Raw genomic sequence first — 18,653 nt, 5'->3', positions numbered from 1 at the left:
GTCGGCGGGGCGCGGGCGGACGCGCGCGGACGGGGCGCGGCGCCCGGCGGTCCCGCCGCCGGTGAGACGGACCATACGGCGATCACATGTGTTCGTCGGTTAGTGTCGCCGGATGCTCGATGCCACCAACCGCTCTGGGGGCACCGCCACGGTCTCTCCCCCGGCCGCCGCAACGGAGCTCGCCGCCCCCGCGGTCGCAGCCGGACCGTCCCTGTCCCGCGCGGGGTTCGCCGTCCGCTGCACTCGCGCGGCGCTGTCGCCGTACGCCCGTCTGTCCCTGCTGCTCGTGCTGCTCGCGGGCGCCGCGGCGGGGGTGCTGGCCTTCGAGCCGCAGCGGCTGCTGACGCACGGCTGGCCGCCGCAGCTCGGCGGGGCCGCGGCGGCCGTGGTGTTCGCGGCGGCGTACGGGCTGTGCACGGTGGCGTTCGTGCCGCGTCCGCTGCTGAACCTGGCGGCGGGCGCGCTGTTCGGCTCCGGACTGGGCGTGGGGACGGCGCTGGCGGGCACGGTGCTCGGCGCCGGGCTGGCCTTCGGGCTCGGCCGGATGCTCGGGCAGGAGGCGCTGCGCCCGCTGCTGCGGGGCCGCTGGCTGAAGGCCGCCGACGGACAGCTCAGCCGGCACGGCTTCCGGTCCATGATGGCGGCCCGGCTCTTCCCGGGCGTGCCGTTCTGGGCGGCGAACTACTGCGCCGCCGTGTCCCGCATGGGCTGGCTGCCCTTCCTGCTGGCGACGGCGCTCGGTTCGATCCCGAACACCGCCGCCTACGCGGTGGCCGGCGCCCGTGCCTCGGCGCCGACCTCCCCGGCCTTCCTGATCGCGATGGCCTGCATCGCCATACCGGCGCTGGTGGGCACGGTGGTGGCCTGGCGCAAGCGTCACCAGTTGCGCGCCGGCTGAGCCGCTGCGGACGCCGGTCCGTCAGACGCCTTCGAGGATCATGGCGTTGGCGAGTCCGCCCGCCTCGCACATGGTCTGCAGGGCGTAGCGGGCGCCTCGCTCGCGCATGGCGTGGACCAGCGTGGTGGTGAGCCGGGTGCCGCTCGCGCCGAGCGGGTGGCCGAGGGCGATCGCGCCGCCGTGCACGTTGACCCTGGCGAGATCGGCGCCCGTCTCCTGCTGCCAGGCCAGGACCACGCTGGAGAACGCCTCGTTGACCTCGAAGAGGTCGATGTCGTCCAGACCGAGCCCCGCGCGGCGCAGCACCTTCTCGGTGGCCGGGACGACTCCGGTGAGCATCAGCAGCGGGTCGGAGCCGGTGACGGCGAAGCTGTGCAGCCGGGCGAGCGGGCGCAGGCCGAGGCGTGCGGCCGTCTCGCCGGAGGTGATCAGCACGGCCGAGGCGCCGTCGTTGACGGGGCTCGCATTGCCCGCGGTGACGTTCCACTCGATCTGCGGGAAGCGCTCGGCGAAGCCCTCGTCGTAGTAGGCGGGCTTGAGGCCGGCGAGGATCTCCGGGGTGCTGCCGGGCCGTACGCACTCGTCGCGGGCGACGCCGTCCAGGGGCGCCACCTCGGCGTCGAACAGGCCGGCCTGCCACGCGGCGGCGGCCTTCCGGTGCGAGGAGACCGCGAACTCGTCCATCTGGGCGCGCGTGAGGGACCACTTGGCGGCGATGAGTTCGGCGCTGATGCCCTGCGGGACCAGGCCTTCCGGATAGCGCTCGGCGACTCCCGGGCCGAACGGGTCCTTGCCGGCCGGCACGTTGGACCACATCGGCACCCGGCTCATGGACTCCACACCGCAGGCGACGACGAGGTCGTAGGCGCCCGCGAGGACACCCTGCGCGGCGAAGTGCACGGCCTGCTGGGAGGAGCCGCACTGGCGGTCCACCGTGGTCGCCGGGACCGTCTCGGGCAGGCCGGCCGCGAGGGCGGCGTACCGCGTGGTGTTCATGGCCTGCTCGCCGACCTGGTCGACGGCGCCGCCGATGACGTCGTCGATCAGGGCCGGGTCGACGCCGGAGCGCTCGACCAGGGTGCGCAGGGTGTGGGCGAGGAGCTGGACCGGGTGGACGTGGGCGAGGGAGCCGTTCGGCCTGCCCCTGCCGATGGGGGTGCGTACGGCTTCGACGATGACTGCGTCGCGCATGGTGCGGGCCTCCCGCGATGCCTGAGCGTTCACACGCTCGACTACTGGTGAGTAGGAATTTCCAACTCACCATAGCCCTGTGCGTTGGAAAATCAAACCCTCACTTAGACTGGGCCGCATGGCCGCCACCAAGGACCCGCGCCCCTGCTCCATCGCCGACGCCCTCGCACTCGTCGGCGAGAAGTACTCGCTGCTCGTCCTGCGCGAGGTGTGCCTGGGCAACGGCCGCTTCGACCAGCTGGTGCGCAACATCGGCGCGCCGCGCGACATCCTGGCCGCCCGGCTGCGCCGGCTCGTGGACGCGGGGATCCTCGCCAAGCGCGTCTACAGCGAGCGCCCGCAGCGCTTCGAGTACCGGCCGACGCAGGCGGGGCTGGAGCTGGAGCCGGTCCTGATGACCCTCAAGGAGTGGGGCGACCGCCATCTGCGCGGCGGCGTGGACCTGCCCATGGTCGTGGAGCACCGCTGCGGCAGCGAACTGGTCCCCCAGGTGACGTGCCGGGCCTGCGGCGACCCGGTCCGGCACGAGGACCTGACCGCCCGTCCGCAGTCCCCCGGCTGGACGGTCGCCGGACCGGTGTGAACCCCGGGCCGGAGCCCGCGCCGGCCGCCGCAACCCCTGTGCCCTGCCCGTCACCGGGGCCCGCTACGCTGCCCTCGTCACATGATCAGCACGTATCCCCCTCAGCGCTTGGACGCCTCACCTCCATGTCTTGGTTTGAATCCCTCGTCCTCGGACTCGTCCAGGGACTGACCGAGTTCCTCCCCGTTTCCTCCAGCGCGCATCTGCGGCTGACCGCGGCCTTCGCGGGCTGGGAGGACCCGGGGGCGGCCTTCACGGCGATCACCCAGATCGGCACGGAGGCGGCGGTGCTGATCTACTTCCGCAAGGACATCGGCCGCATCGTCTCCGCCTGGTTCCGGTCGCTGGGCGACAAGGCGATGCGGCACGACCACGACGCCCAGATGGGCTGGCTGGTGATCGTCGGGTCGATCCCGATCGGGCTGCTCGGCGTGACCCTGAAGGACCAGATCGAGGGGCCGTTCCGCGACCTGCGGATCACCGCGACGATGCTCATCGTCGTCGGCGTGGTCATAGGCATAGCCGACCGGCTGGCGGCCCGTGACGAGCAGGGCGGCCGGCACCGGGCGCCCAAGCAGCGCAAGACCCTGGAGAACCTCGGCGTCAAGGACGGCCTGATCTTCGGCCTCTGCCAGGCCTGCGCCCTCATCCCCGGCGTCTCCCGCTCCGGCGCCACCATCAGCGGCGGCCTGTTCATGGGCTACCGGCGCGAGGCCGCGGCCCGTTACTCCTTCCTGCTGGCCATCCCGGCGGTGCTGGCGTCCGGCGTCTTCGAGGTGAAGGACTCGGTGGGCGGCGGTGAAGTCGCCTGGGGGCCCACGCTGTTCGCGACGGTGATCGCCTTCGCGTCCGGGTACGCGGTGATCGCCTGGTTCATGAAGTGGATTTCCAGCAAGAGCTTCATGCCGTTCGTCTGGTACCGGATCGCCCTCGGCGTCGTCATCATCGCGCTGGTGACGGCCGGGGTACTGAGCCCGCACGCGGCCGAGTCCGCGAGCTGAGCCCGTCGGGCACCGGCCAACCTCGGCCACCTGAGTAGCCGTTCGGTAGCGCAGCGTCAGTGTTTGCCCCTAGGCTGGCCCGCATGTCCCCCGATGTCACGTCCCGTGGTTCCGTGCGCTCCGCCGCCGAGCTGAACGAGCGGATCCGGGCGCTCTGGCTGCGCGCCGGCGGCACCCTGTCGCCCCAGGAACGCGCGGAGTACGAGCTGTTGGTGGTCGAGTGGGCCCAGGCCGTCCGCGGCCGCGTCATCGAGGCCGCCTGAGGCGGGAGTCCGGAACCGGGCCGGGTGCCGGCGGCGGCCGGGTATGTTCGGCGGATGCGAGGACTGCCGGAGACCGAGGACCTGCCGGGCCTGGTGCGTGAGGCCCTGGGCCGGGGCTGCCGCGTGGTCGCGGTGGAGCGGTTGCGCGGCGGCAGCAAGAAGGGGGTGTACCGGGTCCGGGTCGACGGCGCCCCCGTGACGCGGGTCATCGTCTACAACTGGGCCGGATCGGAGAACTTCTGGCCCGGACAGCCCGGCGCCGACGCGCGCGACCCGCTCGCACCGGCCTCGGGTCTGGCCCCGTTCCTGGCCGCCCGGGACACTCTGGACGACCTCGGCGTACGCGTTCCGCGGGTGCTGCTGGCGGACGGCGGCCGGCGCCGGTACGCGGCGGACGTGGCCGTGGTCGAGGACGTCGGCGAGGACACCCTCGAAGCGCTCTTCGAGACGGGCCCCGCCCGCGCGGCGGCCGCCCTGGACGACCTGGCCGCGGCGACGGACGCCATGCACGGGCACCACGCCCCGCGGTACGGCCGGGTGGACCTGCTGCGGGAGGGCGGCACCGCGAGCGGGGCCTCCTGCGAGCGGCTGGTCCTCGACCGCGCCCTGGCCGACCTCGCGGAGGCCTCGGGCCGGGACGGCCGGATCGCCGCGGTGGCGGACCGGCTGCGCGACCGGCTCCACCACCTGGCGGCGCTGGTGGCCCCGCGCGCCGAATACGGGCTGGTCCACGGGGAGCTGGGCCCCGACCACGTCCTGGTCGACGCCCACGGCCGCGCGGTGCTGATCGACGTCGAGGGCGTCATGCACTTCGACGTCGAGTGGGAGCACGTCTTCCTCCGGCTCCGCTTCGGCGAGCGCTACCGGGCGCTGGACCGCCCCGGTCTGGACCCCCGCCGGATGGACCTCTACGCCCTCGCCATGCGCCTCTCCCTGGTCGCCGGCCCGCTGCGGCTGCTCGACGGCGACTTCCCCGACCGGGCCGCCATGGCGGGGATCGCCGAGCACAACCTCGAGGCGGCCCTGGCTCTCCTGCCCTGACCGCGCCGGACGCATGGGCCGCTGCCCGGTGCGCCTCGGCCGTATGTGCGCACCACCGATCTCACCCGTGCACTTGGCACCCGGCCGTCCATGGCCAACACTGTGCCGATGACGCAGCGTGTGGAGCTCGCGACCGTGATGGACCGGCTGGCCGTGGACGAGACGGTCACCGAGTACGCGGTGGCGGTGGACGACGGGGACTGGAACGCCTACCGGGGGCTGTTCACGGCGGACGGGCGGGCCGACTACCGCTCCGCCGGCGGCATCGAGGGCGAGGCCGGCCGGGTGGCCGGGTGGCTCGCCGGCAGCCTGGAGTCGTTCGGGGTGCGCCAGCACCTGATCGTCAACCGGCGGCTGCGGTTCGGGATCCACGAGCACGACACCGGGGACACCGCCCGGGTGCGGGCCGACTACGTCAACCCGATGCGCCTCGCCGGCGACGGCGGCTCCGGCGGCCCCGACCTGGTGTGCGGCGGACGGTACGAGTTCGCGCTGCTGCGCACCCCGGACGGCTGGCGGCTCAGCCGGGTCGTCGTGCACGAGAAGTGGCGCCGGACGCCCGAGCCCGGTCCGGCGGCCGTTCCGGGCTGAGCCGGGGCGCGCGCCGGCGTGCCCTGTCGGAGATCGCTTCCGGCGCGCACACTGGAGCCAGTGCGGGGTAGGGAGACTCCTTATGAGGACGATCGACCACTGGCTCACCTCCCCCTGGCGGCGCTCCGGCGTCGCCGCTCTGGCGGGCACCCTGCCCGTGTTCGCGTTCCCGGCGCCGGCGCTGTGGTGGTTCGCGTACGTCGCCCTGGTGCCCTGGATCCTGCTGGCCCGCTCCGCGCCGACAGCGCGGCGCGCGGCGTACGACGGCTGGTGCGGCGGCTTCGGCTTCATGGTGGCCGTGCACCACTGGCTGCTGCCGAGCCTGCACGTGTTCATCTTCCTGATAGCCGGGCTGCTGGGCGCACTCTGGGCGCCCTGGGGCCTGCTGGTCCGCCGGTTCCTCGGCGGCCGCGCGTCGCCGGGGCGGGGCGCGGCCGCGCTGCTGGTACTGCCCTCGGCGTGGCTGGCGGTGGAGCTGGTCCGCTCCTGGCAGGGCCTCGGCGGCCCCTGGGGAATGCTCGGCTCCAGCCAGTGGCAGGTGGGGCCGGCGCTGCGGCTGGCCTCGGTCGGCGGCGTGTGGCTGCTCAGCTTCCTGGTGGTGGCCGTCAACGTGGCGGTGGCGGTGCTGGTGTCGGTGCGCGCGTCGCGGCTGCCCGCGGTGGCCTCGCTGGTCGCCACGGCCGCGGCGACCTCGGCCGCCTGGGCGTGGGCGCCCCGCCCGGACGTCGACGGCGGGGTGCGGATCGCCGTCGTCCAGCCGGGCGTCGTCGGCGGGACGGACAGCGCCGACCGGCGCTTCGACCGCGAGGAACGACTGACCCGGCAGCTTGCCGGTCAGGGCGTCGACCTGGTCGTGTGGGGCGAGAGCAGCGTCGGCTTCGACCTGGACCAGCGGCCCGACCTGGCCCGGCGGATCGCCGCGCTGTCCCGGCAGACCGGCGCGGACCTGCTGGTCAACGTGGACGCCCGCCGCTCCGACCGGCCCGGCTTATACAAGAGCTCGGTCCTCGTCGGCGCGCACGGCCCCACCGGTGAGCGCTACGACAAGATGCGGCTCATCCCGTTCGGCGAGTACATCCCGGCCCGCTCCGTGCTGGGCTGGGCCACCTCGGTGGGCAGGGCGGCCGGTGAGGACCGGCGGCGCGGCACCGAGCAGGTCGTGATGAACGTCGGGCACGGGCTGCGGGTGGGCCCGCTGGTGTGCTTCGAGACGGCGTTCCCCGACATGAGCCGGCGACTGGCGGCGGACGGCGCGGACGTGCTCCTCGGCCAGTCCTCCACCTCCTCCTTCCAGGGCAGCTGGGCCCCGGAGCAGCACGCCTCGCTGGCCGCGCTGCGGGCCGCCGAGACCGGCCGCCCGATGGTGCACTCGACCCTGACCGGCGTCTCCGCCGTCTACGGCCCGGCCGGGCAGCGCCTCGGCCCGTGGCTCGGCACCGGTGCGAGCACCGCCCAGGTGTACGAGGTGCCGCTGGCCCACGGCGTCACCCCGTACGTCCGCTACGGAGACTGGCCGGTGCACGGCGCGCTGCTGGTGCTGGCGGCCCTGTGCGTGGGCGAGGGCGTACGGGCGCTCAGGCTGCGGCGGACCGGTCCCGAACCGCTCGTACCACGCGCTCGCACAGCTCATGGGTCGCCAGTGCGTCCCGGGCGCTGAGCACCTTCCGGGCGCCCACCGCGTCGAGGAAGGCCAGCACCGCCTGCTCTATGCCGCGCTGCCGGGCCACCGGCACCCAGTCGCCGCGCCGGCGCACCGTCGGCTGCCCCTTGTGGTCGGTCACCTCGGCCAGGTTCAGCACCTGGCGCTTGGTGTCCTGTCCGGAGACCTCGAGGATCTCCTCGGCCGAGCCGCTGAGCCGGTTCATCACGCCGAGCGCGGTGAAGCCGTCGCCCGCGAGCTGGAGCACCACGTGGTGGAGCAGGCCGTCCTCGACCCGGGCGCGCACGGTCACGTCGTCCACCACGCCCGGCACCAGGAAGCGCAGGGTGTCGACGACGTGGATGAAGTCGTCGAGGATCAGCGAGCGCGGTTCCTCGGGCAGCCCGATCCGGTTCTTCTGCATGAGGATCAGCTCGCGCGGATGGTCCAGGCACTGCGCGTAAGCGGGGGCGTGACGGCGGTTGAAGCCGACGGCGAGCGAGACGTTCCGCCGTTCGGCGAGCTCCACCAGACGCTCGGAGTCGGCGAGTTCGTAGGCGAGCGGCTTGTCCACGTAGGTGGGCACGCCCGCTTCGAGGAGCCGGGTCACGATGTCCGGGTGGACGGCGGTCGGCGCGTGCACGAAGGCCGCGTCCAGGCCGGCCGCGAGCAGCGAGTCCAGGGTGGTGTGCCGCTGGGCGTCCGGCAGGTGGAGCGAGTCGGCGACCCGGGTGAGGGTGGCGGCCGTCCGGGTCTGCAGGTGCAGTTCGACGCCCGGACGCGTGCCCAGCACCGGCAGGTACGCCTTCTGCGCGATGTCCCCGAGTCCGATGCAGCCGACCTTCACGTGCTCTCCCCTACCGGTTGCCTTCGGATGCCCTGCCGGAAGCATACGGGGGCGGCCGGCGGCCCCGGCGCCCGCGTGTTCGGAGGCCGGAAATCCCTGGTGGGAACGGCCGCGCTGGGCGAGGATGCGGGGATGACCGATGAACGCCGGGAACCCGCGACCGACGCCGACGAACGCACCATGCTGGAGGGCTGGCTCGACTACCACCGGCAGACCCTGGCGTGGAAGTGCGAGGGCCTGACCGACGCCCAGTTGCGGACGGCCTCCGTGCCACCCTCCACGCTGTCCCTGATGGGGCTGGTGCGGCACATGGCGGAGGTGGAGCGGTCCTGGTTCCGCAGGGTCCTCGCGGACGAGGACGCCAAGCCCATCCACTTCAGCGACGCGGACCCGGACGGCGAGTTCCGGCTCACCGAGGCGGACACCTGGGCCGCGGCCCACGCCACCTGGCGGGCCGAGATCGAGGCGGCCCGGCGCCACGCGGCCGGCTTCGCCCTGGACGACCTGTCCCGGGGCAGGCACCGGCACACCGGCGAGCGTCACAGCCTGCGCTGGATCTACACCCACATGATCGAGGAGTACGCGCGGCACAACGGCCACGCCGATCTGATCCGCGAGCGGATCGACGGCGCCACCGGCGACTGAGCGTCACCCTGGGGGCGCCCGGGCCCTCCGTACGGGGCACGAGATCACCCGTGCGGGGCATCAACCCCCCGCACACGGTGTGCACCAGGTGGCCGAACCAGCAGAGTTGCACGGGTGCATCGAACGACGACGACCGCAGCGCTTCTGGTCACCGTGGCCGTCTCGGCCCTCTCCGGCTGTGTCACCGTACAGCGCCCGGCGGCCCCCGGTCCCCCGCCGGACACCGTGTCCTCGCAGGGCACCGGGCCCCGTCCGGACGGCAGTGCCGTGCCCCGGGTGGTGCAGGCGCCGGTGCGGGAGGCGCTGGAGATGGCCGGCCCGACCCGGCGGCCGCGGCACGGCGAGCCGGCCTCCCCGCGGCGGACGCCCGCGGCGCCCCCGGTCGGCCGCCGCCCGGCCGCCCCGCCCGCGCCCGTTCCGCCGCGCCAGGACCGCCCTCGGCACCAGGGCGGGGGCCTGCCGGGCGTGGTGCAGCCGGTGCCGCAGGCCCCGGACGTGTGCGCCCTCGGCAGGCAGTACGGCGGCTGGCGCGGCGGCAGCCCCGAGTCGGAGATCTGCGAGCAGACCTACGGTCACTGATCCCGGTGGCGCGGTCCGGGTCAGCCGGTGGGCCGCTGCCGCGGCGGTCCCCAGGAGTCACCCGGGGCGCCCTCGTCCCCGAGCCGGGACTCCAGGCGGCTGATCGCCGCCCGCACCCCGTCGCCGTAGCCGTCGTCGGACAGCGAGCCGGCGGTGCGGCGGGCCCGGCCCAGATGGCTGCGGGCGGCCTCGGCGCGGCCCAGCCTGGCGTAGTCGGCGGCCAGGTTGAGGTGGAGCGAGGGCAGGAAGGCGCGGACGCCGACCGGGTCGCCGGCGCCGCGGCCGTCGGTCAGCTCCTCGGCCGCGGACAGGGCCCGCAGGTCCCAGGCGAGTTCGTCGGCCGGGTCGTCCTGGGTGTCGGCCAGATAGTGGGCCAGGGTGCAGCGGTGCAGCGGGGCCCCTTCCTCGCCGATCTCCGCCCACAGCAGCAGGAGGCGGCGGCGCGCCTCCTCCCGGTCGCCGCCGTGATGCAGCATCACGACCTGCCCGATCCGCGTCAGCACGGCGTCCGGCGCCGCCTGCTCCTGTCGCTCCGCCACCGAGTCCTCCGGCCGTCGTCGGCTGTCGGGTCACCGTCTGCCCCGACGCTAGCCGCAGGCGCCGGCGATCCGGGGCAGGCGGCCCCGTGCGACACGGGACCGCGCGCGGCCGAACGGGTCAGCCGAGGTCGGGGATACGCCAGTCGACGGCCTCGTGCCCCTGGCCGGCCACGGCCTCGTTGATCTGGGTGAAGGGGCGGGAGCCGAAGAACTTCTTGGCGGACAGCGGCGAGGGGTGCGCGCCCTTCACCACCACGTGCCGGGTCTCGTCGATCAGCGGGAGCTTCTTCTGCGCGTAGTTGCCCCACAGCACGAAGACCGCCGGGTCGGGGCGGGAGGCCACGGCGCGGATCACGGCGTCCGTGAACCGCTCCCAGCCCTTGCCCTTGTGCGAGTTCGCCTCCCCGGCGCGGACCGTGAGCACCGCGTTGAGCAGCAGCACGCCCTGTTCGGCCCACGGCATCAGATAGCCGTTGTCCGGGACGGGCAGGCCCAGCTCCTCCTTCATCTCCTTGTAGATGTTCCGCAAGGAGGGCGGGGTCTTCACGCCCGGGCGCACCGAGAAGCACAGACCGTGGCCCTGGCCCTCGCCGTGGTACGGGTCCTGGCCGAGGATCAGCACCTTGACCTTGTCGTACGGCGTCGCGGCCAGCGCGGCGAAGACCTCTTCGCGCGGCGGGTAGACGGGACCCCTCGCCCGCTCCTCCTCGACGAACTCGGTCAGCTCCTTGAAGTAGGGCTGCTGCAGTTCGTCGCCCAGAACCCCGCGCCAGGACTCGGGCAGCATGGCGATGTCGGTCACGTCAACGTCCTCACGGTGTGCGGTCACTTCAGGTTCCCGAACCTACAGGCGACCACTGACAACCGGGGCGGGAGGACCGTCACCAGCTCGTCTTGCGGTGCAGCTCCCACATCATCATGATCGTCGACGGGTCGAGGGCGCGCTCGCCGCCCGAGATGTCGTCGCTGGCCGCGACGTACTGCCGGCCCTGCCACAGCGGGATCAGCCGGGCGTCGTTCACCAAGAGCTGCTGGGCGGCCTCCAGGTCCTTGACCACCTTGCCGCGGTCGCTCTCGGCGCGCGAGCGGGGCAGCAGCACGTTGGTGATCTGCTTGGACGGGTAGGGCGTCCCCAGCGCGTTGTGCTCGCCGACGAACGGGGCGATGAAGTTGTCCGCGTCGGGGAAGTCCGGGAACCAGCCGCGGCCGAACACCGGGTACTCGCCCTTCTGGTAGCCGACCACATAGGTCTTCCAGGGGCGGCTCTTGAGGGTGACGCTGAACAGCCCGGAGGCGTCGAGCTGCCGCTTGAGCTCCTGGAACATCACGGCCGTCTCGGAGCCGTAGCGGTCGGTGGTGTACCAGAGGGTGAGCGGGACGCGCTGGGTGATGCCCGCGTCGGTGAGGATCTTGCGGGCCTTGGACACGCTCGGGTCGCCGAAGTCGTCGAAGTAGCTGGTGGCGTGCCCGGTCAGGCCGGCCGGGACCATCGAGTACAGCGGGACGACGGTGTCCTTGTAGACCTTGTGCGCGATCGCGCCCCGGTCGACGACCTGGGCGACGGCCTTGCGCACGGCGGGCTGCTTGGCCCACGAGTCCTTGGGGTTGAACACCAGGTAGCTGATGTCCGTGCCCGTGCCGTCCACCAGTTGCAGGTCGGTGGTGCCGGCCCGCTGCAGGGTGAGGATGTCGTCGGCGGCGAGACCGCGGTAGGTGACGTCGATCTGCTTGTCGCGCAGCGCCTTCACCATGGTGGCCGAGTCCTGGAAGTACCGGATGGTCACCGCGCTGTTCTGCCGGTCGGCGAAGCCCTGGTAGCGGTCGTTGCGCACCAGGACGGCCTGCTTGCCCTCCTCGTAGGACTGCAGCGTGTAGGGCCCGGAGCCGAAGACCTTGTTGTCCTTGCGCAGCGAGTTCACCGGGTAGTCGTCGGGGTCGACGACGGACATGGCGGGGGTGGCGAGGACGAACGGGAAGGTGGCGTCGGACTGGTTGAGGTGGAAGACCACCTCGTTGTCGCCGACCGCCTCCACCCGGTCCAGACTGCCGAGCAGACCGGCGGGGCCGCCGGGGGCGTCGATGGTGCGGATGCGGTTGATGGAGTGCTGGACGGCCTCCGCGTTCAGCGGGTCGCCGTCGGCGAACTTCATGCCCGGGCGCAGCTTGCAGCGGTAGGTGCGGCTGGCGGTGTCGGTGAAGGAGCAGCTCTGCGCGGCGTCCGGCTGCGGCGTCGTGGCGCCGTTCGGGTAGGCGAGGAGCGTCTGGTAGATGTTCCGGTAGAGCTCCCAGGAGCCGTCCCAGGCGCCGGCCGGGTCCAGGGTGCTGGGCGCGCTGGTGGTTCCGACGACGATCGGGCCCTTGCTGTCGGGATCCCCGTCCGAGAACAGACCGCAGCCGGCCACCAGGGATATGGACGCGATCGCCGCGACTCTCCGCAGGAATCGGTTCCGGTTGAACACGCGCACGCTCCTCGATCTGCCATACCAAGGGTCGGCAGACCATACCGCAGCGTCCGGCCCCGTGAACCTCCCCTGAACCAGGCGTTCTTGATCGATTGCGCGATGACTACGTTGTCAATCCGCTGTGCGCGTTTTGTGCGGCGTTTCGGGCGCCGTTCCGCTGGGAAACGGCGCCCGAAAAAGACAGCCGGACGGCTACCGGTCAGCCCACGCCGGCGTTGAGGAAGATGCCGCCGTCGACGACGAGCGTCTGGCCGGTGACCCAGTCGGACTGCTCGGAGGTGAGGAACGCGGCGGCCCCGCCGATGTCGGACGGCACACCCAGCCGGCCGAGCGGGTAGGACGCCGCCGCCTCGGCCTCGCGGCCCTCGTAGAGCGCCTGGGCGAACTGTGTCTTCACCACGGCCGGGGCGATCGCGTTGACCCGCACGCGGGGCGCGAACTCGTGCGCCAGCTGCTGGGTCAGGTTGATCATCGCGGCCTTGCTGACGCCGTAGGCGCCGATGAACGGCGAGGGCGCGAGGCCCGCGACGGAGGCGATGTTGACGATCGCGCCGCCGTTGTCCTTCTGCCAGGCGTGCCACGTCTTCTGGGCGAAGCCGAGCGCCGAGATCACATTGGTCTCGAACACCTTGCGGGCGACGTCCAGGTCGAGGTCGGCGATGGGCCCGAAGACGGGGTTGGTGCCGGCGTTGTTGACCAGGAAGTCGACGCGGCCGAAGGCCTCCATGGTCCGCTCGACGGCCTCGGCCTGGTGGCCGAGGTCGTGGGCCTTGCCGGCGACGCCGATGACCCGGTCGGCGCCGAGCCGTTCGACGGCCTCCTTGAGGGCGTCCTCGTTGCGTCCGGTGATGCACACGCGGTCGCCGCGGGCGACGAGCGCCTCGGCGACGCCGTAACCGATGCCGCGGCTGGCGCCGGTGACGATGGCCGCCTTGCCGGAGAGCTCCGGGAGTTCAGTCATGTCCGTGATTCCCCAGACTTCCTAGTCGAGCGGTCCGCCGGCGACGTACAGCACCTGGCCGGAGACGAAGCCGGCCGCCTCGCCGGTGAAGAACGCGATGGCGTTGGCGATGTCCTCGGGCTCGCCCACCCGCTGGACCGGGATCTGGGTGGCGGCGGCGTTCTTGAAGTCGTCGAAGCCCATGCCTACCCGGTCGGCGGTGGCCTTGGTCATCTCGGTGGCGATGAAGCCGGGGGCGACGGCGTTGGCGGTGATGCCGAACTTGCCCAGCTCGATGGCGAGGGTCTTGGTGAAGCCCTGCAGACCCGCCTTGGCGGCCGAGTAGTTGGCCTGGCCGCGGTTGCCGAGCGCGGAGGACGAGGACAGGTTGACGACCCGGCCGAAGCCCGCGTCGACCATGTGCTTCTGGACCGCCTTGGTCATCAGGAACGAGCCGCGCAGGTGCACGTTCAGGACGGTGTCCCAGTCGGAGACGCTCATCTTGAACAGCAGGTTGTCGCGCAGCACGCCGGCGTTGTTGACCAGGATGGTCGGGGCGCCCAGCTCCTCGACGATCCGGGCGACGGCGGCCTCGACCTGCGCCTCGTCGGAGACGTCCGCGCCGACCGCGATCGCCCGGCCGCCGGCCGCGGTGATCTTCTCGACGGTGTCCTTGCAGGCGGCCTCGTCGAGGTCGATCACGGCGACCGCGCGACCCTCGGCGGCCAGCCGTACGGCGGTGGCGGCGCCGATGCCGCGTGCCGCGCCGGTGACTACCGCGACCCGCTGTTCAGTGGTGGACATTGCTGCTTCTCCTCGCCCTTGAGAGAACCTGTGCGGCTCCTGGCTGAGCCGGTCAGTGCGGTGAGCGACCGCTTAGTACCTTCAGCACAGGCGACGCTAGAAGCCCTGGCACCCGGTGTCAACGGGACACCGGGCCGGTGTGATCCATTACCTCACCAGGAGGTCCAGCAGACGCTCGGTCTCGGCCGCCGGGTCGGCGGTGAGCCCGGTGTGCACCGGCCCCGGCTGCACGACGGTGGACCGGGGCGCGATCAGCCAGCGGAAGCGCCGTCCGGCGTCGTCACGGGCGGCCTGCCCGGCCTCCTCGCCACCGGCGCAGACCCGTTCGACGGCGCCGAGCGCGGCCCGCACTCCCGCCACGTCCGCCCCGGGGTCCAGGGCGAGCAGCCGGGCCTCGTCCAGATGGGTGCGGGCGCCGACATAGGACCGGGCGCGGCAGTAGACCACCACACCGGCGTTGACGCACTCGCCGCGCTCGATCCGCGGCACGACCCGCAGCAGGGCGTACTCGAACACGTCCCGGTCACCGCCCTGGCCCGCCCGGGTGATGTGGCGCTCGGTCACATGACCGGCCATGTGGATGTGACGCTCGCTCACTTGCCCTCCTCGATGCCGGTGATGCGTTCGGCGACGACGGCCGCGCGGGCGAGCAGCGGCCGCGCGTAGGCGTCCCTGAGTTCGTCCGGCTCGCCGAAGCCCGGCTCGTCGGCCAGCCAGGCGTCCGGGATCTCGGCGGTGACCTCGGCGAGGAGGTCCGCGGTGACCCTGGGCGCCAGCTCGGCCGCGGCGGCGGCGACGTCCGGCGCGAAGCGGGCGAGGGCGTGGTCGGCGGCGTCGTAGGGGCGGGCCGCCGAGGCCTCGGCGGCGGGCCAGTTGTGATGCCAGATCATCGTGGCGCCGTGGTCGATGAGCCACAGTTCGCCGCGGTGCATCAGGAGGTTGGGGTTGCGCCAGGAGCGGTCGACGTTGTTGATCAGCGCGTCGAACCAGACGATCCGCCCGGCCTCGGCGGGGCTCACCGGGAAGGCGAGCGGGTCGTAACCGAGGGCGCCGGAGAGGAAGTCCATGCCGAGGTTGACGCCGCCGCTGGACCGGAGCAGGTCCTGCACCTGCTGCTCGGGTTCGCCCAGGCCCAGCACGGGGTCCAGCCGGACCGTCACCAGCCGGGGCATCCGGAAGCCGAGCCGGCGGGCGAGTTCGCCGCACACCACCTCGGCGACCAGGGTCTTGCGGCCCTGTCCGGCGCCGGTGAACTTCATGACGTAGGTGCCGAAGTCGTCGGCCTCGACGAGTCCCGGCAGCGAGCCGCCCTCACGCAAAGGGGTGATGTAGCGGGTGGCGGTGACTTCCCTGAGCATCGCCCCAGGCTACTGGGGCGGAACCGGGTCCGGCCGACGGGCGGGCCACCGGCACGCGGCCGCGGTCCGGGCATCCGGCCGGCCGCCGTGCTTCCATGCCGCCAGGCCTCCGGAGGGCGAGTGCCGGGCGCCGCTGAACGGGCGGCGGCCGGGGACCGTACCCCTGGACGGATCACGAGACGCTCCGCGGAAGGGAACCACGCCATGACCAGCGCATCGTTCAAGCCCGAATCGGGACCGGCCCGCCGTACCGTCGTGGCGGCGGCCGGAGCGGCCGGGCTCGCCGCCGCGCTGACCGCCTGCGGTTCGGGCGACGGCACCTCGGACACCGTCGACACCGGGGCGGGCACCGCGGGCACGACCGGGTCCACCGGCTCGTCGCAGGACGGGGGTTCCGCGGGGTCCGGCGACTCGGCCGGCGGCGCGGCCCTGGCCCGGACCTCGGACATCCCGGAGGGCGGCGGCAAGATCTTCAAGGACCAGGGTGTGGTGGTCACCCAGCCGACGGCGGGCACCTACAAGGCGTTCTCCGCCAAGTGCACCCACCAGGGCTGCGCCGTGTCCAGCATCTCGGGCGGCGCGATCGTCTGCCCGTGTCACAACAGCCACTTCTCCGTCGAGGACGGCAGCGTGAAGCAGGGGCCCGCGACCAGGGCGCTGGCCGCCCAGAAGATCACCGTCTCGGGCGACGAGATCAAGCTGGCCTGAGGCGGGGGCGGACGAGGCGGGCGGAAACGTCCTGTTCCCTTTCCCGGCGCGATCTCGGAGGATCACGCCAGGGGCGGGTGCCGCCGGTTCGACGTGGGAGAAGAGGGGGCCGTATGACCGTGACGCAGCAGCGCCGGGGCCGGAAGATCATGATGACGCCCGGGGAGCTGGACGACTTCCTGACCAGCCGGCGCACCTGCCGGGTCGCGACCGTCTCGGCGGACGGCACACCGCACGTCAGCGCGCTGTGGTTCGCCTGGGACGGCACCTCGCTGTGGCTGTACTCCGTGGTGCGCAGCAGGCGCTGGGCGCAGTTGAGCCGCGATCCCCGCGTGGCGGTCGTGGTCGACTCGGGCGAGGAGTACGACGAGCTGCGCGGGGCCGAGCTGTCCGGGCGGGTGGAGTTCGTCGGCGAGGTGCCCCGGACCGGGGAGCTGCGCGCCGAACTCGACACGCCGGAGACGGTGTTCGCGCGCAAGTACTTCGGGCTGGACGAGATGCCGCACGACGGCCGGCACGCCTGGGCCCGGCTGACCCCGGACAGGATCGTGTCCTGGGACTTCCGCAAGCTCGGCGCGGCTCGCTGAGGCACGGGCCCAGGTCGTGTCCGCCAAGTCGCGTCGCAGGCGTGACTTCGCGGACACGGCCTAGGCCTGGCTCACCCGCTCGGCCGCCGCGCGCAGCGCCTCGACCGCGGCGCGGATCGAGGGGCGTCGGTCGGCGTCCGCCCGCCAGACGACGTAGACGTGCCGCCGGACCCGCTGGCTGAGCGGGATCATGACGATCCCGGGGGGCACCGGGTGCCGGCCCAGCAGCGGCGCGATGCACACGCCGAGTCCGGCGGCGACCAGCCCGAGCTGGGTGTGGGTCTCGCCGGCCCGGTGCCCGACGATCGGCTCGATGCCCCGGGAGCGCAGGGTGAACATCAGCCACTCGTGGCAGAACTCGCCCTCGCCCCAGGTGATCCACTCGTCCTCGGCGAACTCGGCGAGGTCGACCTCGTCCCGGTCGGCGAGCGGGTGCCCGGCCGGCAGGGCGACATCGGCCGGATCGTCCAGCAGGGGCGCCTTGACCAGGCCGTCGGGCACGGGCATCGGCTTGTTGTACCAGTCGAGGACGACGGCCAGGTCGAGGTCGCCGCGCACGACGGCGGCGACACCGTGCTCGGGCTCCAGTTCGCTGGAGCGCACCCGGAGGGCCGGGTGCCGGCCGCGCAGGTCGCCGAGCGCGGTGGGGAACAGGCCGCGGGCCGCGGTCGGGAACGCCGAGACGCGCAGCTCGCCTGCGACCTGGCCGCGGTGCGCCTCGAGATCGGCCTGGGCCAGCTCCACCTGGGACAGGATGCGGGCCGCGTGCTCCGACAGCAGCCGCCCGGCGTCCGTGAGCCGCACGCCCCGGCCGTTCTTCGCCAGCAGCCGCTGCCCCGCCTCGCGCTCCAGCTTGCCGAGTTGCTGGGAGACCGCGGACGTCGTGACGTGCAGGGCGTCGGCGGCGGCGCTGACCGAGCCGTGCCGGGCGAGGGCGTCCAGGGTGCGCAGGCGCTCCAGGTTCAACATGTAAGTGATTCTAAGAGGTACCCGGTGAGAATTCTCGATTGTGCTACGAGGTCCGGTCCCGCATCGTTGACGCCATGAGCACGGTCACCGCACCCCGAACCCAGGCCCCCGCGCCTGCCCCGCCCCGCGCCCGTCTCGACTGGCGGCTGCGCTTCGGCGCCCTCTCGCTGATCTGGGGCTTCAGCTTCCTGCTGATCAAGGTGGGCACGGAGGGCTACGCGCCGTTCCAGGTCACGCTCGGCCGGCTGGTCTTCGGGACGGCGGTGCTGGCGGCGGCGATGGCCGTGAAGCGGGAGCGGCTGCCCCGCGGGGCCCGGCTGTGGGGGCATATGGCGGTCGCCGCGTTCTTCCTGAACGCCCTGCCGTTCTCCCTCTTCGCGTACTCGGAACTGACCATTCCCTCCACGCTGGCCGGCATCTGCAACGCCACCTCGCCGCTGTGGGGCATGGCGCTGTCGATGGTCGCACTGTCCGAGGACCGTCCCACCCGGATCCGCGTCGCGGGGCTCGGCCTCGGCTTCCTCGGTGTGCTGACGGTGCTGGGCGCCTGGCAGGGCTTCCACGGGCTGGACGCGACGGGCACGGCGATGGCGCTGCTCGCCTCGCTGAGCTACCCGGTCGGCTGGATCTACGTCCGCCGGACCCTGGCCGGCACCGGCAACTCGCACCTGTCCATGACGGGGGCGCAGCTCCTGCTGGCGACGGTGCAACTGGCCGTCGTGACCCCGCTGTTCACCCCGTTCCCGGACCACTTCCCGGTCGTCCCGCTGCTGGCCGTGGCCGCCCTGGGCGCCCTGGGCACGGGTCTTGCGGTGCTCATCCAGTACGGCCTGGTCGCCGAGGTGGGCCCCACCACGGCGCAGATGGTCACGTACTTCATCCCGGTCATCGCCACGGCGGCGGGCGTGGCGATCCTCGGGGAGTCGCTGCGCTGGACGACTCCGGTCGGCGCGGTGATCGTCCTCGCCGGGGCCGCGCTCACCCAGGTCAGGCCGAGGGCCTGAGCCG

Annotated in this window: 21 protein-coding genes and 1 pseudogene; 12 read left to right on the top strand and 10 right to left on the bottom strand. The window is 73.0% G+C overall.

Translation table 11 applies throughout. The annotated features are described in order from the left end of the window. Positions 1–112: 112 nt before the first annotated feature. Entirely contained in the window at positions 113–898 is a 786-nt protein-coding gene (locus tag ACFYU0_RS00295) for a TVP38/TMEM64 family protein (RefSeq protein WP_389296713.1), read from the top strand. A 21-nt stretch (positions 899–919) separates the two neighbouring features. Here the strand turns inward: ACFYU0_RS00295 and ACFYU0_RS00290 are convergent, their stop codons facing one another. After that, a complete protein-coding gene (locus tag ACFYU0_RS00290) occupies positions 920–2,089 on the bottom strand; it encodes a thiolase family protein (protein WP_389296711.1) in 1,170 nt (389 codons plus the stop codon). A gap of 118 nt (positions 2,090–2,207) precedes the next feature. Here ACFYU0_RS00290 and ACFYU0_RS00285 point away from each other — a divergent pair, with 118 nt between their 5' ends. The 6 genes from ACFYU0_RS00285 (at position 2,208) to lnt (ending at position 7,225) form a co-directional block, all read left to right on the top strand. Further along, the gene (locus tag ACFYU0_RS00285; RefSeq protein WP_351668761.1) at positions 2,208–2,672 is read left to right on the top strand and encodes a helix-turn-helix domain-containing protein; all 465 of its coding nucleotides are present in this window, start codon (positions 2,208–2,210) and stop codon (positions 2,670–2,672) included. A gap of 125 nt (positions 2,673–2,797) precedes the next feature. After that, positions 2,798–3,673 (top strand): undecaprenyl-diphosphate phosphatase, encoded by an 876-nt coding sequence (locus ACFYU0_RS00280; protein WP_351668763.1) that lies wholly within the window; start codon positions 2,798–2,800, stop codon positions 3,671–3,673. An 83-nt stretch (positions 3,674–3,756) separates the two neighbouring features. Then, on the top strand, positions 3,757–3,936 hold the full coding sequence (locus ACFYU0_RS00275; protein WP_351668765.1) for a hypothetical protein: 180 nt from the start codon (positions 3,757–3,759) through the stop codon (positions 3,934–3,936). A 54-nt stretch (positions 3,937–3,990) separates the two neighbouring features. Next, on the top strand, positions 3,991–4,977 hold the full coding sequence (locus ACFYU0_RS00270) for a phosphotransferase (protein ID WP_389296708.1): 987 nt from the start codon (positions 3,991–3,993) through the stop codon (positions 4,975–4,977). Positions 4,978–5,085: 108 nt separating this feature from the next. Further along, positions 5,086–5,568: a nuclear transport factor 2 family protein gene (locus tag ACFYU0_RS00265; protein ID WP_351668770.1), complete on the top strand. Its 483-nt coding sequence runs from the start codon at positions 5,086–5,088 to the stop codon at positions 5,566–5,568. Between the two features lie 82 nt (positions 5,569–5,650). Next, entirely contained in the window at positions 5,651–7,225 is a 1,575-nt protein-coding gene (lnt, locus tag ACFYU0_RS00260) for an apolipoprotein N-acyltransferase (RefSeq protein ID WP_389296707.1), read from the top strand. Here the strand turns inward: lnt and ACFYU0_RS00255 are convergent. After that, the gene (locus tag ACFYU0_RS00255; protein ID WP_351668774.1) at positions 7,143–8,054 is read right to left on the bottom strand and encodes a Gfo/Idh/MocA family oxidoreductase; all 912 of its coding nucleotides are present in this window, start codon (positions 8,052–8,054) and stop codon (positions 7,143–7,145) included. The genes lnt and ACFYU0_RS00255 overlap by 83 nt on opposite strands. 132 nt (positions 8,055–8,186) lie before the next feature. On the opposite strand from ACFYU0_RS00255, the gene ACFYU0_RS00250 reads away from it, so the two are divergent. Together ACFYU0_RS00250 and ACFYU0_RS00245 are read left to right on the top strand one after the other, a co-directional pair. Continuing rightward, a complete protein-coding gene (locus ACFYU0_RS00250) occupies positions 8,187–8,699 on the top strand; it encodes a DinB family protein (RefSeq protein ID WP_351668776.1) in 513 nt (170 codons plus the stop codon). A gap of 114 nt (positions 8,700–8,813) precedes the next feature. Then, complete coding sequence (locus ACFYU0_RS00245; RefSeq protein ID WP_389296705.1) at positions 8,814–9,278, top strand: hypothetical protein; 465 nt, start codon at positions 8,814–8,816, stop codon at positions 9,276–9,278. A gap of 20 nt (positions 9,279–9,298) precedes the next feature. Here the strand turns inward: ACFYU0_RS00245 and ACFYU0_RS00240 are convergent, their stop codons facing one another. The 7 genes and pseudogenes from ACFYU0_RS00240 to ACFYU0_RS00210 form a co-directional block, all read right to left on the bottom strand. Further along, complete coding sequence (locus ACFYU0_RS00240) at positions 9,299–9,817, bottom strand: hypothetical protein (protein ID WP_351668780.1); 519 nt, start codon at positions 9,815–9,817, stop codon at positions 9,299–9,301. Between the two features lie 118 nt (positions 9,818–9,935). Next, complete coding sequence (gene ung, locus ACFYU0_RS00235; RefSeq protein WP_351668782.1) at positions 9,936–10,619, bottom strand: uracil-DNA glycosylase; 684 nt, start codon at positions 10,617–10,619, stop codon at positions 9,936–9,938. A gap of 397 nt (positions 10,620–11,016) precedes the next feature. Next, positions 11,017–12,219 (bottom strand): annotated as a pseudogene (locus ACFYU0_RS00230) (ABC transporter substrate-binding protein); the annotation flags it as partial. A gap of 259 nt (positions 12,220–12,478) precedes the next feature. After that, the gene (locus tag ACFYU0_RS00225) at positions 12,479–13,240 is read right to left on the bottom strand and encodes an SDR family oxidoreductase (RefSeq protein WP_351668786.1); all 762 of its coding nucleotides are present in this window, start codon (positions 13,238–13,240) and stop codon (positions 12,479–12,481) included. Positions 13,241–13,261: 21 nt separating this feature from the next. Then, complete coding sequence (gene fabG / locus ACFYU0_RS00220) at positions 13,262–14,023, bottom strand: 3-oxoacyl-ACP reductase FabG (RefSeq protein WP_351668788.1); 762 nt, start codon at positions 14,021–14,023, stop codon at positions 13,262–13,264. Positions 14,024–14,170: 147 nt separating this feature from the next. Next, on the bottom strand, positions 14,171–14,620 hold the full coding sequence (locus tag ACFYU0_RS00215) for a DUF3037 domain-containing protein (RefSeq protein ID WP_351668790.1): 450 nt from the start codon (positions 14,618–14,620) through the stop codon (positions 14,171–14,173). Beyond that, entirely contained in the window at positions 14,617–15,381 is a 765-nt protein-coding gene (locus ACFYU0_RS00210; RefSeq protein WP_389296701.1) for a HipA family kinase, read from the bottom strand. The genes ACFYU0_RS00215 and ACFYU0_RS00210 overlap by 4 nt, the downstream gene beginning before the upstream one ends. 204 nt (positions 15,382–15,585) lie before the next feature. Here ACFYU0_RS00210 and ACFYU0_RS00205 point away from each other — a divergent pair, with 204 nt between their 5' ends. Together ACFYU0_RS00205 and ACFYU0_RS00200 are read left to right on the top strand one after the other, a co-directional pair. Next, on the top strand, positions 15,586–16,089 hold the full coding sequence (locus ACFYU0_RS00205; protein WP_351668794.1) for a Rieske (2Fe-2S) protein: 504 nt from the start codon (positions 15,586–15,588) through the stop codon (positions 16,087–16,089). Positions 16,090–16,202: 113 nt separating this feature from the next. Then, on the top strand, positions 16,203–16,676 hold the full coding sequence (locus ACFYU0_RS00200; RefSeq protein WP_351668796.1) for a pyridoxamine 5'-phosphate oxidase family protein: 474 nt from the start codon (positions 16,203–16,205) through the stop codon (positions 16,674–16,676). 60 nt (positions 16,677–16,736) lie between these two features. Here ACFYU0_RS00200 and ACFYU0_RS00195 read toward each other — a convergent pair whose 3' ends face one another. After that, positions 16,737–17,645 (bottom strand): LysR family transcriptional regulator, encoded by a 909-nt coding sequence (locus ACFYU0_RS00195; RefSeq protein ID WP_351668798.1) that lies wholly within the window; start codon positions 17,643–17,645, stop codon positions 16,737–16,739. A gap of 74 nt (positions 17,646–17,719) precedes the next feature. On the opposite strand from ACFYU0_RS00195, the gene ACFYU0_RS00190 reads away from it, so the two are divergent. After that, positions 17,720–18,649 carry a DMT family transporter gene (locus ACFYU0_RS00190; protein ID WP_351668800.1) on the top strand — a complete coding sequence of 310 codons (930 nt, stop codon included), beginning with the start codon at positions 17,720–17,722 and terminating at the stop codon, positions 18,647–18,649. The last annotated feature ends 4 nt before the right edge of the window (positions 18,650–18,653 follow it).

Source organism: Streptomyces sp. NPDC003720 (assembly GCF_042875075.1).
Lineage (GTDB): Bacteria > Actinomycetota > Actinomycetes > Streptomycetales > Streptomycetaceae > Streptomyces.
Note: the sequence above shows the minus strand (reverse complement) of the source record. Positions and strands in the feature narration are given on the sequence as shown.

Excerpts from the sequence above, each read along its gene's own strand:
- ACFYU0_RS00225 (WP_351668786.1), bottom strand. The coding sequence starts at position 13,240 with ATGACTGAACTCCCGGAGCTCTCCGGCAAGGCGGCCATCGTCACCGGC.
- ACFYU0_RS00200 (WP_351668796.1), top strand. The coding sequence starts at position 16,203 with ATGACCGTGACGCAGCAGCGCCGGGGCCGGAAGATCATGATGACGCCC.
- ACFYU0_RS00295 (WP_389296713.1), top strand. The coding sequence starts at position 113 with ATGCTCGATGCCACCAACCGCTCTGGGGGCACCGCCACGGTCTCTCCC.
- ACFYU0_RS00265 (WP_351668770.1), top strand. The coding sequence starts at position 5,086 with ATGACGCAGCGTGTGGAGCTCGCGACCGTGATGGACCGGCTGGCCGTG.
- ACFYU0_RS00285 (WP_351668761.1), top strand. The coding sequence starts at position 2,208 with ATGGCCGCCACCAAGGACCCGCGCCCCTGCTCCATCGCCGACGCCCTC.
- ACFYU0_RS00195 (WP_351668798.1), bottom strand. The coding sequence starts at position 17,645 with ATGTTGAACCTGGAGCGCCTGCGCACCCTGGACGCCCTCGCCCGGCAC.
- ACFYU0_RS00280 (WP_351668763.1), top strand. The coding sequence starts at position 2,798 with ATGTCTTGGTTTGAATCCCTCGTCCTCGGACTCGTCCAGGGACTGACC.
- ACFYU0_RS00275 (WP_351668765.1), top strand. The coding sequence starts at position 3,757 with ATGTCCCCCGATGTCACGTCCCGTGGTTCCGTGCGCTCCGCCGCCGAG.
- ACFYU0_RS00270 (WP_389296708.1), top strand. The coding sequence starts at position 3,991 with ATGCGAGGACTGCCGGAGACCGAGGACCTGCCGGGCCTGGTGCGTGAG.
- ACFYU0_RS00290 (WP_389296711.1), bottom strand. The coding sequence starts at position 2,089 with ATGCGCGACGCAGTCATCGTCGAAGCCGTACGCACCCCCATCGGCAGG.
- ACFYU0_RS00205 (WP_351668794.1), top strand. The coding sequence starts at position 15,586 with ATGACCAGCGCATCGTTCAAGCCCGAATCGGGACCGGCCCGCCGTACC.
- ACFYU0_RS00210 (WP_389296701.1), bottom strand. The coding sequence starts at position 15,381 with ATGCTCAGGGAAGTCACCGCCACCCGCTACATCACCCCTTTGCGTGAG.
- fabG (WP_351668788.1), bottom strand. The coding sequence starts at position 14,023 with ATGTCCACCACTGAACAGCGGGTCGCGGTAGTCACCGGCGCGGCACGC.
- lnt (WP_389296707.1), top strand. The coding sequence starts at position 5,651 with ATGAGGACGATCGACCACTGGCTCACCTCCCCCTGGCGGCGCTCCGGC.
- ACFYU0_RS00190 (WP_351668800.1), top strand. The coding sequence starts at position 17,720 with ATGAGCACGGTCACCGCACCCCGAACCCAGGCCCCCGCGCCTGCCCCG.
- ACFYU0_RS00250 (WP_351668776.1), top strand. The coding sequence starts at position 8,187 with ATGACCGATGAACGCCGGGAACCCGCGACCGACGCCGACGAACGCACC.